We start from the raw sequence: 16,578 nt of genomic DNA on the forward strand, positions 1-16,578 counted from the left end.
ACCGCCCGCACGACCGGAGCCGGGCCCGGGGCCGCCGGTGACTGCGACGACTGCGAGGACGCCTCGCTCGACGTGTTCGAGGACGACCCCGCGGGGGACGCCGGCGCCGTGCCGGGCGGCGGCAGTGGCCCCGCACCGGCGGACGGGGACGGCCCGGCGGGGACGGGAGTCGGCCCGGCGGGGACGGGAGTCGGCCCGGCGGGGACGGGAGTCGGCCCGGCGGGGACGGGAGTCGGCCCGGCGGGGACGGGAGTCGGCCCGGCGCCGGCCGCCGACGGCCCCGCGCGGGCGGGCGACGGCGCGGGCGTGCACCCCGGGACGCCGCGCCTCTTCCTCGACCGCTTCGCCACCGAGGACGGGCGGGCGCGGTTCGTGCCCGTGTCGCACCGGCCGGTGGCCGAGGAACCGGACGACGAGTACCCGGTGCTGCTGACCACCGGCCGGGTCGTGGCGCAGTACCAGTCGGGCGCGCAGACCCGGCGCGTCGACGAGCTCAACTCCGCCGCCCCCGGCCCGTTCGTGGAGATGCACCCGCGGTTGGCCGAGCGGCTCGGGGCGCTGGACGGTGACGCGGTGGCGGTCGTGTCGCGGCGGGGCCGTGCCGTGGCACCGGCCCGGATCACGAGCGCCATCCGGCCCGACACCGTGTTCATGCCCTTCCACTGGCCGGGCGAGGGCCGCGCCAACACGCTGACCAACCCGGCCCTCGACCCGACGTCGCGCATGCCGGAGTTCAAGGCGTGCGCGGTGCGTCTGGAGGCCGTCGAGCGGTGACCGCCAGGGGCGCGCCGGCACCCGGCCGGGGAGCGCCCCGCGGGGACGTCGTGGGCAGGTGCGCCGCCCGTCCGCTCAGAACCGCGAGCGCCAGTCCCCGCCCGTGATCCGCGTGCCCCGGGCGCGGAGGCGGGCCGCGACTGCGGGAGCGGCCACGTACACCCAGGCGCGGACGCCCGCGGTCCCGTCCGCACGCACGACGTCACGCGCCACCCGCTCGTAGAGGTTGCGCGGATCGCCCGGCGCGTACTCCTCCAACCGGTCGAGGGCGGCCAGGAGTTCCTCGTACTCCTGGGGCAGCGCGGTCACGAGTTCACCGCTCACCACTCCGCCGGCCTCCTCGACGGCGTACGGGTATCCGGGCCCGTCGTACAGCACGACGTCCCGCATCCGGACCGGTTCCTCGGACTGCGTGCGGCCCCGCAGGAACTGGTCGTGGTTGTGCTCGCCGGGGCGCAGGGTGCCGTAGACGAAGAAGGGGAGTCTCACCCGGCGGTCTCCTCCTCCAGCCATCGCAGGTAGTCCGCGCCGCCCCGGACGATCTCCGTCGCGATGATCTCGGGGGTGTCGTAGTCGTGCGCCCGCCGCAGATACGCCTCCAGTTCGTCGTACCGGGCGCCCGTCGTCTTGAAGAGCACCTGCCACTCGGCGGCGGTCTCGATGTCGCCCCGCCATCGGTAGACGGACGTGACCGGTCCGGAGATCTGCGCACAGGCCGCGACCCGCGCCTCGACCGCGCCGCGGGCGAGCGCCTCGGCCTTGTCGGCGGCATCGGTCGTGGTCAGGACGGTCAGCCAGGCGGCCGTGACCATGATCGGCTCCCTCTCGGTTCGTCGCGGCGGTCCCCGCACGGCCTCGGCGGCGGCTGCCTCCGAGGCCTTTGCAGAAACGATTCTCACCCCTCACACACCCACACACATCCATCAGTGCGCGCTATGGACATGACATGTCATGCACCTTTAAATCTGTGACGACATCAGCGCCTCCCCCACGCGCCCAAGGCGCCTTCCCAAGGAGACCGATGAGTCGGACACGGCACATCCGAGGTTCCCGTCTCGCCACCGCGGGCATAGCCGCGACCACGGCCACACTGCTGGCCGCCGCTCTGGCCCCGGCCGCGAGCGCGGACGGCAGACCGAGCAGGGCCACCGCCCTCGCGAACGCGGCGTCGGCGCTCGTGGAGCACGCCACGAGCCTGGGACTCACCTCCGCACAGGACACCTCCGTACGGGACGTCGTCATCGACAAGGACGGCACCCAGCACGTCCGGTACGACCGGACCTACCGTCAGCTGCCCGTTCTGGGCGGGGACTTCGTGGTCCACCTGGCGCCGGGCGGTGCGTACCGGAGCGCCGACCGCGCCACCCGCAGCCCTCTGTCGCTGCCGGGCGTGACCCCCGGCCTGGCCGCGCCCAAGGCCGCCGACCTGGCGGTGAACGCGCTGCGCGCCGCGAACCTGGGCGAGGCCCTGAAGAAGATCACGGCCAAGCCCCGACTGGTCGTCGACGCTCTGCACGGGGCGCCGAAACTCGCCTGGCAGACCGACGTGGTGGCACAGGACTCGCTCGGCAACCCGGTCGCCCGCAGCGTCCTCACCGACGCCCGTACCGGCGCGCAGATCGACGCCTGGGACACCATCGAGACGGCGACCGGCGACGGCCAGTCGCTCTACGGCGGCACGGTTCCGCTGGAGACCACGCTGTCCGGGTCGACGTACCAGCTCAAGGACCCCACGCGCGGGAACACCTACACGGGCGACGCGGCGAACAAGACGGACCTGTGCATCTTCGGGATCTGCTTCAGCCGCGCCCCGGCGACGCTGTTCACGGACGCCGACAACCACTGGGGCTCGGGCACCACGTCGGACCGCTCCTCGGCCGCCGTCGACGCCCAGTACGGCACGAACGAGACCTGGGACTACTACAAGAACGTCCACGGCCGCAACGGCATCGCCGGCGACGGCAAGGGCTCGTACAACCGCGTGCACTACGGCAACAACTACAACAACGCCTTCTGGGACGACAGTTGCTTCTGCATGACGTACGGCGACGGCGACGGGACGACGTTCGGCCCGCTGGTCGCGCTGGACGTGGCCGGACACGAGATGTCGCACGGCGTCACCTCGAAGACGGCCGCCCTCACCTACTCGGGCGAGTCCGGCGGCCTCAACGAGGCGACATCGGACATCTTCGGCACGATGGTGGAGTGGTACGCGAACAACTCCTCCGACGCCGGTGACTACCTGATCGGCGAGAAGATCGTCCGTTCCGGCTTCGGCAAGCCCGCCCTGCGCTTCATGGACAAGCCCTCCAAGGACGGCAACTCGGCCGACTGCTGGAGCAGTTCGGTGGGCAACCTCGACGTCCACTACTCGTCGGGGGTCGCGAACCACTTCGCGTACCTGCTGGCGGAGGGCAGCGGCGCCAAGACGGTCAACGGCGTCGGCTACGACTCCCCGACCTGCAACGGTTCGACGGTCACCGGCATCGGACACGACAAGGTCGGCAAGATCTGGTACCGCGCGCTGACGGTCTACATGACGTCCTCGACCAAGTACGCAGGCGCCCGTACGGCCACGCTGAACGCGGCGAAGGACCTGTACGGCGCGGGCAGCACCGAGTACAACGCGGTCGCGGCCGCCTGGTCCGCGGTTTCCGTGGCCTGATCCCGCGCACCCCCGGCCGTCCATGGGCAGGCGTCGACAGGACGCCTGCCCATGCGCGCTCCGTGACCGGGCCCGGGTCGGCCGCCGTCCCGCCGGGGCGGGCCCCCGCTCGGACCGGCGGACGCGGCGAAAGCGGCGGAAGCGGCAGGCCGTCGTCGCTCCCTTCGAACCGGCCGCCCATCCCCTCCGGACTTCGCCGGGGCCGCGCTCCGGCCCGCTACCCCCCGTACGGCCGCCTCTCCTTGGCCTCCCGCAGAGCCCGTGCCCACCAGGCCAGTTGGTCCAGCATCGTCGTGGCCGCGGCGGACGGGCCGGCCGGGTCGCGCGGCCGGCCACCGGTGTCGAAGGCGCCTGCCGCGCCGTGGAAGGACACCGTGTCGCGCACGGTCACGGCGTGCAGTTCGGCGAAGACCTGCCGGAGGTGTTCGGCGGCGCGCAGACCTCCGGAGATGCCGCCGTAGGAGACGAGGGCGACCGGCTTGGCACGCCACTCGGTGAAGTGCCGGTCGATCAGGTTCTTCAGACCCGCGGGGAAGGAGTGGTTGTACTCGGGGGTGAGGACGACGAAGGCGTCCGCGGCGTCCAGGGCCGGTGACACCTCCGCGAGCGCGGCCGCCACCGACGGCGACGGGTCGTGCGAGAGCGCCGTGGGGAGCGAGGCGGCGGCGACGTCGACGACCTCGACGGCGAAGTCGTCGCGTTCCCCGATGCGCTCCAGGAGCCAGTCGGCGACGACGGGGCCGAAGCGGCCCTCCCGGTCACTTCCTACGACCACCGTGACCCGCACCGGGGCTTCGGGGACGGCGGAGACGGCCGGCGCCGCGAGCGGGCCGGGGGCCTGGACCGGCGCGGAGCCCGGGACCGGTGCGGAGGCCGGGAGCGCCGGGTCGGACGCCGACGCGGAGCCGGGTGCGGCCGTGGAGCCGGCGGCCGGCGGGGAGACGGGTGCCGTGGTTTCGGCTGCGGCTGTGTTCATGACCCACACCCTCATACCTCAAGCTTTGTTGAGGTCAAGCGGACGAGGCCGCCGCCCGGCGCCGGTCCCCGCTCCCGCGCCGAAGCGGCGCCCGGTCACCCGTTCACACCTTCGCCAGCCTCCTTCGGGCCCTTTTCCGCGACGCGCCGGTCACAGACCGGTGACCTGCTGGAACGCCGTGGAACCAACCCGTGTGGCGCTCCTCCCTGACACCCGTTCACCTCATTTTTGACGGTCCATCAGGAAGCGGGTTCGGTCGTGTGCCACTTACCTCGGTAAAGCAGGGGCGTGACCGAGGCAGCGGCACTTGGGGGTGTCGCGGGCCGCGCCCCCTCGGAGGAGCAAGCACGATGCGACGTACCGCCCGGATGCTGACCGGTACCGCGCTCGCCGTCGCCGCCGCGGGTCTCGCCACGGCGCCCGCGTACGGCGGTGAGACCGGAAGGCTGGAGGTGTTCCCCTCGACCGTCGTCCCCGGCGCGGGCGTCACGGTCAACACGGCGGCGTGCGGCGCGGCGGCCGCGGCGGCGGGCGATGCAAGCGCGGTCGGCGCCGGCACGTTCCCGCTGGCCCCGAGCGCTCACGAGAACGACGCGATCGGACAGTTCCGGGTGCCGCCCAGCGCTCAGCCGGGGACGTACGAGATCGTCGCACAGTGCGCGGGGGGCAAGCAGGTCACGGGTGACCTGATGGTGACCCTGACGTCCACGCGCGAGCAGGTCCAGCCGCGTGGACTGGTGAAGACGGGGGTCGGTGGTGCTCTGGGCACCGATCCCGTGCAGACCGCGGCGGGAGTGGCGGCCCTGGCCGTCGCCGCCGCGGGCGGTACCTGGCTCCTGCATCGCCGGGCGAGAGGCGACGGGATCTGACGGACACCCTCCGCCGTCCGTCCGCCGGTACCGCCGTCCCCTCCCCCTCCGTGGCCCGACGCCCCTCGCGGCCCGGAGGGGGAACGGGACCCGACCCGACCGACCCGCAGGATCCAGGAGAGAGCGCGGCCTTGGACATATCCCGCCAGGAGGCTCACGTGCGCCCGGTCAGCAACACAGCGATAGCGTCCGTCACCGTGGTCGCCCTCTGTTCCGGCGCCTTTCTGCTGCGCAGCGGCGCCGAGACGAACGCACCGCCCCAGCCGTCCGCCGCGCAGGCGGCGGCACCCGGCACCGGTGAACGGCGGCCCGCCGCGCCCGCGCTGCCGCACTCCCCGCCGGAGCGCATCCGCATACCCTCCATCCGCGTGGACGCCCCCCTGATGGGTCTCTCCCTCACCCCGCAGGGCAGCCTGGACGTCCCGCCCGCGGAGCAGAAGAACCTCGCCGGCTGGTACGAGGCCGGCACCACACCGGGCGAACGGGGCACCGCGATCGTCGCGGGACACGTCGACAACTCCGAGGGCCCCGCCGTCTTCTACGACCTCGGCTCCCTGAAGAAGGGCAATGTCATCGAGGTGGCGCGCCGCGACGGCGGCACGGCCGTCTTCACCGTCGACTCCGTCGAGGTGTACGACGCCCGCGACTTCCCCGACGACAAGGTGTACGGCGCCGCGCGGCGCCCCGAGCTGCGCGTCATCACATGTGGCGGCGGCTATTCGAAGACGACCGGGTACCAGGGCAACGTCGTCGTCTTCGCCCATCTGACGGGCAGCCGCGCGGCCTGACCGACAGCGGCCGCGTCGTCCGGCGGCGGTCGTTCCGCCGCGACACAGATGCGGCAAAGGATTAGCCTGGAAGGGGCAGTTCATCTCCCCGGCTTGAGTGTTGGGGCCCGGCCGGGAGCTGGGAGGGCCCTGATGAGGCCGATAGCGAGAGTCTGCGTCACCGCCGTGTCAGCCATCGCCCTGAGCGGCGGGCTCACCACCGCGCAGGCGCGGGCGGACGATCCTGACGAGATCTTCGAGAAGGTGGCACCCGCGACCGTGCAGGTGCTGGCGGGCGGCGAGGCCGACGGTACCGGCGTCATCTACGACGCCGAGAAGGGGCTCATCGTCACCAACGACCACGTCGTCGCCGGTCAGACCTCTCTCCAGGTCCGTATCGAGGACGGTGGGCCCGTGCCCGTGCGGGTCGTGGCGGCCGATCCCTGCGAGGACCTGGCGATCGTGAAGCTCGCCACCCCGCAGGACGACCTCAAGGAAGTGGAGTTCGGCGACAGTGGCGACCTCAGACAGGGCGACCAGGTGACCGCGATCGGCTATCCGGTCGGCGCGGGCGACACCAGTCACGAGAAGGCGGTGCTCACCACCGGCGTGGTGCAGTCCCCCGAGGTCGCGCAGACGGGGCAGGTCAGCTCGCCCAACCTGTCGTCCACCGTGCAGCATTCCGCGACCCTCAACCCGGGCAACTCCGGCGGCCCGCTGCTGAACAGCGACGCGAAGCTCGTGGGCATCAACACCTTCAGCATCGAGGGCACCCAGGGGCAGTACTACTCCATCGCGGGCGACCACGCCAAACCCCTCCTGGAGGGGCTCGCCGAAGGGAAGAGCAAGAACAATCCCGGGTGGCAGGGGCTGGTCGCGCTGAGCGACCCCAACTTCGCGTCCTACTTCCCCGGACAGGAGACCGAGGCGACGAAGCTTCAGAAGGCCATCACCGCCAAGGGGATCGACGGCGTCTACGTGACGAGCGTGGACGGCCACTCCGTGGCCGCCAAGGCGAACATGACGGCCGGTGACGTGATCACCGACATCAAGGACACGAAGGTCACGTCGGTCCCGCAGGTGTGCGACATCCTCCAGTCGTCCGCACCGGGCGAGAAGGTCGACGTGCTCGGGGCGTACACGAGCGACACGGAGTTCGAGGACGGGACGTCCGCCAAGGCCGGGGACACCTGGAGCGCCACCGTCACGCTCAGCCAATGAGCCCCGTCCGGGCCGGGCGACTCCCCGCGGCTAGGCGATCCACTGCTGGTAGGCCATGTTCGCCACCAGCGCGAACACCACCGTCAGCAGCACGACGCGGACGAACCCGCTGCCCTTCTTGAGCGCGGTGTGTGCCCCGACGGTGCCGCCGACCAGATTGAAGACGGCCATCAGGGCGGCGAGCTGCCAGTGCACCGTGCCCTTCCAGGCGAAGGTCGCGAGGGCACCCGCGTTGGTGCAGCAGTTGACGATCTTGGCGGTGGCGGAGGCGGTCACCAGATCGAGGTGGAGGAGCGCGGTGAGGGCGAGCACGAGGAACGTGCCCGTGCCGGGGCCGATGAGCCCGTCGTAGAAACCGATGCCGAGGCCCGCCAGCCCGATCGCGGCGAGGACGCGACGCGCGGAGACGGGCGTCGTCGGGGGCGCCGTGCCGAAGGCGGGCCTGAGGATCACGAAGGCGCCGACACCGAGCAGGACGACCATGACGACCGGCTTGAGCACGTCGGTGCTCAGCCCGGCCGCGACGAACGCGCCCGCCGTGGAACCGGCGAGCGCCGCGAGCCCGATCCGCACCGCGAGGCGCACGTCGACGGGCGCCTTGCGCGCGTACGTCACGGCCGCGCCGGTCGTGCCGACGATCGCCACCGCCTTGTTGGTGCCGAGCGCGTACGCCGCCGGGGTGCCGCTCGGCAGTCCGAGCAGCAGCGCGGGGAGCAGGAGCAGCCCGCCACCGCCCACCACGGCGTCGATCCAGCCGGCCGCCAGGGAGGCGAGGCACAGGACGACGACCATGGTCAGCGATATGTCGGGCATGATCGCGACCCTACGGACGAGGTAGATGTGCCGTCCATCGATCCGGTGAACCTTGAGCGACTTCTGAGCTTCAGCGCACCGAGTCCAGATAGCGCAGGACAGCGAGGACCCGGCGGTTGCCCGTGTCCGACGGCGGCAGGTCCAGCTTCACGAAGATGTTGGCGACGTGCTTCTCGACGGCCCGCTCGGAGACGGTGAAGGCGGCGGCGATCGCGTGGTTGGTGCGGCCCTCGGCCATCAGCGCGAGGACCTCCCGCTCCCGTGGGGTGAGCGTGTCGAGGGCACCCGCCCGGCGGCTCGCGCCGAACAGCTGCGCGACCACCTCGGGGTCGAGGGCCGTACCGCCGCGGGCGACGCGCTCCATGGCGTCCACGAACTCGCCGATGTCGACGACGCGTTCCTTCAGCAGATAGCCGAACCCGGCGGGTTCGCGGAGCAGTTGCGTCGCGTACGTGGTCTCGACGTACTGCGAGAAGAGCAGCACCCCGGTGCCCGGGTGGTCCGCGCGCAGCCGTACGGCGGCCCGCACCCCCTCGTCCGTCTGTGTGGGCGGCAGCCGGATGTCGACGACGGCGACGTCCGGCCGGTGCTCGGACACCGCCGTCAGCAGCGCCTCCGCGTCCCCCACGGCGGCGGCGACCTCCACACCGCGCAACCTGAGCAGCTGGGCCAGCCCGTCGCGCAGCAGGGCGGAGTCCTCGGCGATGACGACGCGCATATGACCTTCCGGATCAGTAGGGCAGTTCGGCCGTGACCACGGTAGGACCTCCCGGCGGGCTGTCGCAGGTGAGCGTGCCGTCGACGGTACGGGCCCGGGTGCGCAGCCCGGTCAGGCCGGAGCCCGCGCCGATCACCGCTCCCCCGCGGCCGTCGTCGCGCACGGTCAGCCGCAGCAGTCCGTCCCGGGCGGTCACGGTCACGGCGGCGGCGCTCGCCGCGCTGTGCTTGGCCGCGTTGGCGAGGAGTTCGGCGGCGCAGAAGTACGCGATCGACTCGACGGCCGGGCCGGGGCGGTCGGCGATGTCGGCCCGGACCTCGACGGGCAGGGCACTGTCCGCGGCGAGGGTGGCCAGGGCGGTGTCGAGGCCCTGGTCGAGCACGGGCGGGTGGATGCCCTTGACGAGGTGGCGCAGGTCGGCGATGGCCTGGGTGGCGTTGCCCTGCGCGGTGTCGACGACCGTGAGGATCTGCTGCGGGGAGGCTCCCGTGCCGATCAGCTCCTTGATCATCGTGAGATGCATGGCGAGGCCGACGAGCCGGGCCTGGGTGCCGTCGTGCAGATCGCGTTCGATCCGGCGCAGGGTCGCCGCCGCGTCCTCGACGGCCTGTGCGCGGGTCTCCTCCAGGGTGCGGATGCGGCGGTCCGCGGCATCGGGTCCGAGCAGCGCGGTGAGCAGGGCGCGGTGCGGGGCGAGGGCGTGGCGCAGCAGCCAGGACGCGGTGGCGAGGAGCAGCAGCCCGAGGGCCACGGGGATCAGCCAGCGGGGCCAGGAGTCGACCTGGAAGCCGAAGAACTCCAGTGACACACGGTGCTCCGTGCCGTCCGAGGCCCGCCGGGTGTCGTAGTTCCAGTTCTCGATCAGGGGGTGCAGGGTCAGCAGGACGCCGTATACGTAGCCGATGACGACGGTGACGAGTCCGAAGACCGCGGTGAAGGGTGTCGCCAGCGCGCAGGCGACGGCGCGCCATCCGCCGCGGTCGGCGAGCAGGGCCCGGCGCCAGCCGAGGATACCGCTGCCGGTGCGGCGCTGCGGGTCCTCGATCTCCAGCCCGAGCAGCCGCCGTGCCAGCGCGCGTTGCAGCCTGCCGAGCGCCAGCGCTCCGCGCACGGTGACGGCGATCAGCCACAGCCCGAGCGTGGTGATCGACAGGACGCCGCCGACCAGCAGCCCCACGAGGGTGAGGAGGAAGCCGACGAGGGCGAGCGGGAAGGCGATCAGGCCGTAGAGGAGGGCCGCGAGGGCCCGCCGCCCGAACGGGAGGGCGAGCACGGCGCGGAGCTGGTTCATGGGATCAACCTAGAAGTCGCGGAGAGGGCCGGGGGTCTCGCGGGGCGGTCACGGCAGGAGGGCCGACGCGACACGGAGCTGGACGGCCGCCATGGCACGGCCGAGCCAGGGCATGACCAGCAGGAAGCCGAGGCCGCCGGCGACGGCGTGGAAGGTCCAGGCGCCGGCGAAGGTGGGCCCTCCCCAGGCGTCCGCGTAGTCGGAGCCGGCGCGCAGGGGCCAGCCCAGGTTCATCGGCACGAGGGACCAGCCGTATGCGGTGACGGCGAGGACCAGGAGGTTGAGGGGTGTCGCGAGGAGCGCGTGGGCGAGGCCGCCCGAGGAGCCGGCCGGGCGGGCGCCGAGGAAGCGGCGCAGCAGACCGCGCTGCCAGCGCCCGGTCGGAGCGCCCAGCAACGACAGCGGCACGCACGCCACGCCGACCGGGAAGGCCAGCAGCGCGTAGGCGACGCGGCGCCACGTGCCCGCGGTGAAGGGTTCGCGGACGAACCGCCAGACGCGTACGGCGGTGTCGTCACGTGCGGGCGGCGGCTGGAGTCCGCGGGCGGTGGCCATGGTGGTCCCCCTGTGGGCGAGCTGGTGTGGTCCGGCACCTCAAGGGTTGCGTGCGCGGGCGGCGCGTTCGATGGTGCCCGCACGGAAACCGGGGGTTCGGTCAACCCCACCTCCCCCGCTCCGCGCCGGACCGGCCGAGGCCTCACCTCCGCTCCGGCCGGACGGGCGAAGGCCTCACACCCGCGCCGCATCGCCCACCCGAAGCCTCACACCCGGCGTCCGTCGCCCGACCCGAAGCCTCACACCCGGGGTCCGGTGCCGCTGAGGGCAGCGTTCCTCCCGGGAAACAGTCGTGATCCTGCCGGGTAACACCGGCACCGCACCGTGTGGTCATGACCTCGAATACGCGTGTGGTGGTGATCGGCGCCGGGCTCGCGGGCGTACGGCTCGCCCGGCGGCTCGCAGAGCTCGGCGCGTCCGGCGGCCCCGTTCTCGTCGCTCCCGGCGGCCCCGCGGTGCCTGCCGCGCCCGGCGTCTCCGTGGTGCTCGTGGGCGAGGAGGAGCACGCACCGTACAACCGCGTCCTGCTCGCGGAGGTCCTGGCCGGACGGTACGCGCCCGAGGTGATCGCCCTCCCGGCACCGGGCGGCCTGGTCCGCGCCCGGGTCACCGGCATCGACCGGGCCGCGCGCACCCTGCGCTGCGCGGACGGCTCGGAGATCGCATACGACACGCTGGTCCTCGCGACGGGCTCGAACCCGGTGCTCCCGCCGCTGCGCGGACTGTTCGCGCAGGGCGGCCACGAACTCCCGGAGGGCGTCCACGCGTTCCGCACCATGGACGACTGCCTGGGCCTGTCGAAGGCCGTGCGGGAGGGCACCCGCGCCGTGGTGATCGGCGGCGGACTCCTCGGTGTCTCGGCCGCGCGTGCCCTCGCCGTGCGCGGTGCCCAGGTGGTGCTGGCGCAGCAGTCCGAGCGGCTCATGGAGCGCCAGCTGGACCCGGCGGCCTCCCGCCTCGTCCACCGGCACCTCACCGACCTCGGGGTGGAGGTGCACACCGAGTGCCGGGTGCGTGACGTGCGCTGTGTCGGCGGCGCGGTCCGCTCGGTGGAGATGGCCGACGGTTACGCCCTCGACGCCGACCTCGTCGTCCTCGCCTGCGGGGTCCACCCGCGTACGGGACTCGCCCAGCAGGCGGGCCTCGCCGTCCACAAGGGAATCCTCGTCGACGACGAACTGCGCACGTCCGACCCGCACATCCGGGCGATCGGCGACTGCGTCCAGTACGACGGGACGGTCTACGGGCTGGCCGCTCCGGCCCTCGAACAGGCCGACGTGCTGGCCGGGCTGATCGTCGCCGAGGCCGCGGTCGCGGGGCGCGCCGCGGTCGCCGACGGTCCGGGCGCCGCGGACAGCTCCGGCGCCGCGGACGCTCCGCGTGACCGGGCGGGCTCCGCCGCCCGCTACACGGGGACCCGGTCGCTGACCCGGCTCACCCTCGCGGGCGGCCGCGCCCCCTTCGACCTCGCCGCGTTCGGCGAACCCGACCCCCGCCCCGGGGACGACGTCGTCCAGCTCACCGACGCCACCCGCGGCACCTACCGCAAGGTCGTCGTCCGCGACGACCGGGTGGTCGGCGGCGTGCTCGTCGGCGACCTGGGCACCGTCGGTGCCCTCGCCCGCGCCTGGGAGGGAGCGGAGCCTCTCCCCGGGGACGGCGCACCACTGCTCCACCTGCTCACCAACGACGGAGGCTCCTGATGTCCATGGACACCCCCACGATCGTGCTCGTCGGCCATGGCATGGTCGGCCAGCGCTTCCTCGAAGCGCTCGCCGAGCGCGGGCTGACCGCCACGCACCGCGTGGTCGTGCTCTGCGAGGAGCCCCGCCCGGCCTACGACCGGGTCCAGCTCACCTCGTACTTCTCGGGCCGCACCCCGGAGGAGCTCTCCCTCACCGAGACGGAGTTCATCAAGGAGCACGGCATCGAGCTGCACCTCGGCGACCCGGCCGAGTCGATCGACCGTGCGGCGCGAAAGGTGACGGCCCGCTCGGGTCTGACGGTCGCGTACGACACGCTCGTCCTGGCCACCGGCTCGTACCCCTTCGTCCCGCCGGTCCCCGGCAAGGACGCCGAGGGCTGCTTCGTCTACCGCACGATCGAGGACCTGCTGGCCATCGAGGCGTACGCGAAGGCGCGGGCCACGACCGGCGCGGTGGTCGGCGGTGGACTGCTCGGGCTGGAGGCGGCCGGTGCCCTCAAGGGACTCGGACTGTCCACGCACATCGTGGAGTTCGCGCCCCGGCTCATGCCGGTGCAGGTCGACGAGGGCGGTGGCGCGGCACTCCTGCGCACCATCGAGGAGATGGGCCTGACGGTGCACACGGGCACCGGCACGCAGGAGATCGTCACCGGGGACGACGGCGCCGTGACCGGCATGCGGCTGTCCGACGGCTCCGAACTCCCCACGGACCTCGTGGTGTTCTCGGCGGGGGTGCGTCCTCGGGACCAGCTGGCCCGCGACACCGGGCTCGCGGTCGGCGAGCGCGGCGGCATCACGGTGGACGCCCAGTGCCGCACCTCCGACCCGCGGGTGTTCGCGATCGGCGAGTGCGCCCTCGCCTCGGACGGCCGTGTGTACGGCCTGGTCGCGCCCGGTTACGAGATGGCCGAGACCGTCGCCGCCACGATCGCCGCCGACGAGGCGAGCTTCACCGGCGCCGACCTCTCCACCAAGCTCAAGCTCCTCGGCGTCGACGTCGCCTCCTTCGGCGACGCGCACGGTGCCACCGCGGACTGCCTCGACGTCGTCTACGCCGACTCGCGGTCGGGCACGTACAAGAAGCTGGTCATCGGCCGGGACGGCGAGTTGCTCGGCGGCATCCTGGTCGGCGACGCGGAGGCCTACGGCACGCTGCGCGCCCTGACCGGTTCGGTTCCTCCCGTCGCGCCCGAGCAGCTGGTGCTGCCGGCGGGCGCGGGAGCGCCGGTCGCGCTCGGCCCCTCAGCGCTGCCCGACTCCGCGGTCATCTGCTCCTGCCACAACGTCACCAAGGGCACGATCCGCGGCGCGGTCACCGAGCACTCCTGCACCTCGGTACCGGAGGTCAAGAAGTGCACCAAGGCGGGCACCGGGTGCGGCAGTTGCGTCAAGGTGCTCGGCCAGCTCGTCAACGACGAGCTGGAGGCGAGCGGCGTCGAGGTCGACCACGGGCTGTGCGGCTGCTTCGGGCAGACCCGCGAGGAGCTGTACGAGATCGTCCTCGCGCTGCGGATCACCTCGTACCAGGTACTGCTGGACCGGCACGGCCGCGAGGAGGCCCGTGGTGGCGAGGGGTGCGAGATCTGCAAGCCGGCCGTCGGCTCGATCATCGCCTCCCTCGCGCCGACGATCGGCGCCGACGGGTACGTCCTGGACGGTGAGCAGGCCGCGCTCCAGGACACCAACGACCACTTCCTCGCCAACCTCCAGAGGAACGGCTCGTACTCGATCGTCCCGCGCATTCCCGGGGGCGAGATCACTCCCGAGAAACTCATCGTGATCGGCGAGGTGGCCCGCGACTTCGGGCTCTACACGAAGATCACCGGCGGCCAGCGCATCGACATGTTCGGCGCGCGCGTCGAGCAGCTGCCGCTGATCTGGGCGCGGCTGGTGGACGCCGGCTTCGAGTCCGGTCACGCGTACGGAAAGTCCCTGCGCACCGTCAAGTCCTGTGTGGGCCAGACCTGGTGCCGGTACGGCGTCCAGGACTCGGTACGCATGGCGATCGACCTGGAGCTGCGGTACCGGGGGCTCAGGTCCCCGCACAAGCTCAAGTCGGCGGTGTCCGGCTGCGCCCGCGAGTGCGCCGAGGCGCAGTCCAAGGACTTCGGCGTGATCGCCACCTCCAGCGGCTGGAACCTGTACGTCGGCGGCAACGGCGGTGCCACCCCGCGCCACGCGGACCTGCTCGCCCAGGACCTGAGCGACGCCGAACTCGTGCGCCTGATCGACCGGTTCCTGATGTTCTACATCCGCACCGCCGACCGGCTGGAGCGCACCTCCACCTGGCTGGAGCGCATCCCGGGCGGCCTCGACCACGTGCGGGACGTGGTGGTCCACGACTCGCTGGGCATCTGCGAGGAGCTGGAGTCGCTGATGTCGGCGCACGTGGCGAACTACCGCGACGAGTGGGCCGAGACCATCAACCACCCGGAGAAGCTGGCCCGGTTCGTGTCCTTCGTGAACGCCCCGGACACCCCCGACCCGGTCGTCGGGTTCATCCCCGAGCGCGACCAGATCAAGCCCGACCTGCCGCTGCTGACCATCGGCACCCATCCGCAAGCTCTCGGCTCCGCTCGAGCAGGGGAGACCCCGTTCCTGGAAGGAAGCGCCCAGCGATGACCCTGGCACCCGAGACGACCACGGCCCTCAGGCTCCAGCTCCTGCTGGAGGACGGCTGGTTCACGGTCTGCGACCCGTCCCTGCTGACCCCGGGCCGCGGAGTCGCCGCACTGCTGCCCGACGGCCGTCAGGTCGCGTTGTTCACCGACCGCGCGGGTCGGACGTACGCCGTCGACAACCGCGACCCGTTCACCGGTGCGGCGGTGCTCTCCCGCGGTCTGACCGGCACCCACCGGGGCCGTCCGTTCGTCGCCTCCCCGCTCCTCAAGCAGCGCTTCGACCTGGAGTCGGGACGCTGCCTGGACGACGACTCGGTCGGCGTGGCGGTGTACGAGGTGCGCGCCGCCTGACCGGCCCCGCGCTCAGCCGCGGTGCCGCCCTGGACCACATCCGGGAGGGCGTCCGCATCAACGTCGTCAGCCCGGGCGCCACCGCCACCACGATGTCGCCGCGTCCCGGTGAGACCGAGGCGGGACGCGCGGAGCGGCCGCGGCACGACCTGCCGCTCGGCCGGGTGGCGCGGGCCGTCGGCAGCGGGCCGTCACCCGGGCGCGAGCCGTCGGCAGGCGTGGGAGGGCGGCACGGCCTGGGTGGCCGGCAGGGCGCGGGTCCAGGCGCCGTCCCGGCGGCGGGGCAGCTCCCGCGGCCGGTGGCGTCACGCCTCGATCGCGTCGTAGGTGACGCCCGTCAGCCGCTCCGAGGCGGCCCAGAGGCGCTCTCCCGCCCGGTCGTCGCGGGTCCACGGAGCCCGCCACGACGGCGCGGGCGCGCCCCGCCACATCGCCAGCGACGGGCCGGTGAAGGAGTCGGGCGCAACCCGGGGCGCGGTGGCGGCGTACAGCGAGGGCAGCGCCCCGGCCTCGGCGCTCTGCGCGAAGAGCCGGTTACCGGCCTCCATCAGCCGCTCGGCTCCCTTGCGGCCCTCCAGCCGGGGCCCCGCTGCCTGGAGGCCGGTGGCGGCGTAACCGGGGTGCGCGGCGGCCGCGACGACGTCCGAGCCGGCGGCGGCCAGGCGCCGCGCCAGCTCGTGCGTGAACAGCAGGTTGGCGGTCTTGGAGCGGGCGTAGGCGATCCACTTGCGGTAGCGGCCGCGATCGCTGCCCAGGTCGTCGATGTCGATGTTCGCCAGCGCGTGCACCATGCTCGACACGGTCACGATCCGCGCGCCGGGCGTGCGCAGCAACGCGGGGAGCAGGAGCCCGGTGAGCGCGAAGTGCCCGAGGTGGTTGACACCGAACTGGGTCTCGAAGCCGTCGCCGGTGCGGCTCTCGGGCGGCGCCATGACCCCGGCGTTGTTGACGAGGAGGTCGAGCCGCTCGTAGGCGCCCGCGTACCCGGCCGCGAACTTCCTGACGGAGGCCAGCTCCCCGAGGTCCAGCGGCAGGAACTCCACGTCCGCCGTCGGCACTTCCGAGAGGAGCCACTCGCGGGCCGCGGTGCCGCGCGCCGCGCTCCGGCAGGCCAGGACGACCCGGGCGCCGCGCCGGGCCAGCTCCCGCGCGGTCACGAAGCCGAGGCCGCTGTTGGCCCCGGTGACCACCGCGGTGCGCCCGCTCTGGTCGGGGATGTCGCCCGTGTTCCACCCGGTCATGACGGATTCCC

The 16,578-nt window shown here is 73.0% G+C and carries 16 protein-coding genes; 8 read left to right on the top strand and 8 right to left on the bottom strand.

The annotated features are described in order from the left end of the window. On the top strand, positions 1 to 774 hold a 774-nt coding region (locus H305_RS55270; protein WP_037766320.1), incomplete at its 5' end, for a molybdopterin oxidoreductase family protein. Between the two features lie 75 nt (positions 775 to 849). On the opposite strand, the gene H305_RS0135010 is transcribed toward H305_RS55270, so the two are convergent. Together H305_RS0135010 and cutA are read right to left on the bottom strand one after the other, a co-directional pair. Continuing rightward, on the bottom strand, positions 850 to 1,263 hold the full coding sequence (locus H305_RS0135010) for a gamma-glutamylcyclotransferase family protein (protein ID WP_028804549.1): 414 nt from the start codon (positions 1,261 to 1,263) through the stop codon (positions 850 to 852). Then, on the bottom strand, positions 1,260 to 1,586 hold the full coding sequence (gene cutA, locus H305_RS0135015) for a divalent-cation tolerance protein CutA (RefSeq protein ID WP_028804550.1): 327 nt from the start codon (positions 1,584 to 1,586) through the stop codon (positions 1,260 to 1,262). The genes H305_RS0135010 and cutA overlap by 4 nt, the downstream gene beginning before the upstream one ends. Before the next feature lie 209 nt (positions 1,587 to 1,795). Here cutA and H305_RS0135020 point away from each other — a divergent pair, with 209 nt between their 5' ends. Then, positions 1,796 to 3,439, top strand: a complete 1,644-nt coding sequence (locus tag H305_RS0135020) for a M4 family metallopeptidase (protein ID WP_028804551.1) — start codon at positions 1,796 to 1,798, stop codon at positions 3,437 to 3,439. Positions 3,440 to 3,656: 217 nt separating this feature from the next. Here the strand turns inward: H305_RS0135020 and H305_RS0135025 are convergent, their stop codons facing one another. Continuing rightward, a complete protein-coding gene (locus H305_RS0135025; protein ID WP_028804552.1) occupies positions 3,657 to 4,226 on the bottom strand; it encodes an NADPH-dependent FMN reductase in 570 nt (189 codons plus the stop codon). A 539-nt stretch (positions 4,227 to 4,765) separates the two neighbouring features. On the opposite strand from H305_RS0135025, the gene H305_RS0135030 reads away from it, so the two are divergent. The 3 genes from H305_RS0135030 to H305_RS0135040 all read left to right on the top strand — a co-directional run bounded on the left by H305_RS0135030 (position 4,766) and on the right by H305_RS0135040 (position 7,272). Then, the gene (locus H305_RS0135030; protein WP_028804553.1) at positions 4,766 to 5,284 is read left to right on the top strand and encodes a hypothetical protein; all 519 of its coding nucleotides are present in this window, start codon (positions 4,766 to 4,768) and stop codon (positions 5,282 to 5,284) included. A 158-nt stretch (positions 5,285 to 5,442) separates the two neighbouring features. After that, positions 5,443 to 6,072: a class F sortase gene (locus tag H305_RS0135035; RefSeq protein WP_028804554.1), complete on the top strand. Its 630-nt coding sequence runs from the start codon at positions 5,443 to 5,445 to the stop codon at positions 6,070 to 6,072. A 165-nt stretch (positions 6,073 to 6,237) separates the two neighbouring features. Continuing rightward, positions 6,238 to 7,272, top strand: a complete 1,035-nt coding sequence (locus H305_RS0135040) for a S1C family serine protease (protein ID WP_051371287.1) — start codon at positions 6,238 to 6,240, stop codon at positions 7,270 to 7,272. A gap of 30 nt (positions 7,273 to 7,302) precedes the next feature. Here the strand turns inward: H305_RS0135040 and H305_RS0135045 are convergent, their stop codons facing one another. The 4 genes from H305_RS0135045 to H305_RS0135060 all read right to left on the bottom strand — a co-directional run bounded on the left by H305_RS0135045 (position 7,303) and on the right by H305_RS0135060 (position 10,649). Next, positions 7,303 to 8,085, bottom strand: a complete 783-nt coding sequence (locus H305_RS0135045) for a sulfite exporter TauE/SafE family protein (RefSeq protein WP_028804556.1) — start codon at positions 8,083 to 8,085, stop codon at positions 7,303 to 7,305. A gap of 70 nt (positions 8,086 to 8,155) precedes the next feature. Beyond that, positions 8,156 to 8,803, bottom strand: coding sequence for a response regulator (locus tag H305_RS0135050; protein ID WP_028804557.1), 648 nt, complete (start codon positions 8,801 to 8,803; stop codon positions 8,156 to 8,158). A gap of 13 nt (positions 8,804 to 8,816) precedes the next feature. Then, positions 8,817 to 10,094: a sensor histidine kinase gene (locus H305_RS0135055; protein ID WP_028804558.1), complete on the bottom strand. Its 1,278-nt coding sequence runs from the start codon at positions 10,092 to 10,094 to the stop codon at positions 8,817 to 8,819. Positions 10,095 to 10,142: 48 nt separating this feature from the next. Continuing rightward, positions 10,143 to 10,649, bottom strand: coding sequence for a hypothetical protein (locus tag H305_RS0135060; protein WP_028804559.1), 507 nt, complete (start codon positions 10,647 to 10,649; stop codon positions 10,143 to 10,145). Positions 10,650 to 10,981: 332 nt separating this feature from the next. Between H305_RS0135060 and H305_RS0135065 the strand changes: the two genes are divergently transcribed. The 3 genes from H305_RS0135065 to nirD are packed head-to-tail and all read left to right on the top strand — an operon-like array spanning position 10,982 to position 15,326. Continuing rightward, positions 10,982 to 12,352, top strand: coding sequence for an NAD(P)/FAD-dependent oxidoreductase (locus tag H305_RS0135065; protein WP_028804560.1), 1,371 nt, complete (start codon positions 10,982 to 10,984; stop codon positions 12,350 to 12,352). Next, on the top strand, positions 12,352 to 14,976 hold the full coding sequence (gene nirB, locus H305_RS47940; RefSeq protein ID WP_037766323.1) for a nitrite reductase large subunit NirB: 2,625 nt from the start codon (positions 12,352 to 12,354) through the stop codon (positions 14,974 to 14,976). Before H305_RS0135065 ends, nirB begins: the two co-directional genes overlap by 1 nt. Further along, complete coding sequence (gene nirD / locus H305_RS0135075; RefSeq protein ID WP_028804561.1) at positions 14,973 to 15,326, top strand: nitrite reductase small subunit NirD; 354 nt, start codon at positions 14,973 to 14,975, stop codon at positions 15,324 to 15,326. The genes nirB and nirD overlap by 4 nt, the downstream gene beginning before the upstream one ends. A gap of 305 nt (positions 15,327 to 15,631) precedes the next feature. On the opposite strand, the gene H305_RS0135080 is transcribed toward nirD, so the two are convergent. After that, positions 15,632 to 16,567, bottom strand: coding sequence for an oxidoreductase (locus H305_RS0135080; protein ID WP_028804562.1), 936 nt, complete (start codon positions 16,565 to 16,567; stop codon positions 15,632 to 15,634). Between the last annotated feature and the right edge of the window lie 11 nt (positions 16,568 to 16,578).

It is taken from the genome of Streptomyces sp. 142MFCol3.1 (assembly GCF_000424945.1).
Lineage (GTDB): Bacteria > Actinomycetota > Actinomycetes > Streptomycetales > Streptomycetaceae > Streptomyces > Streptomyces siamensis.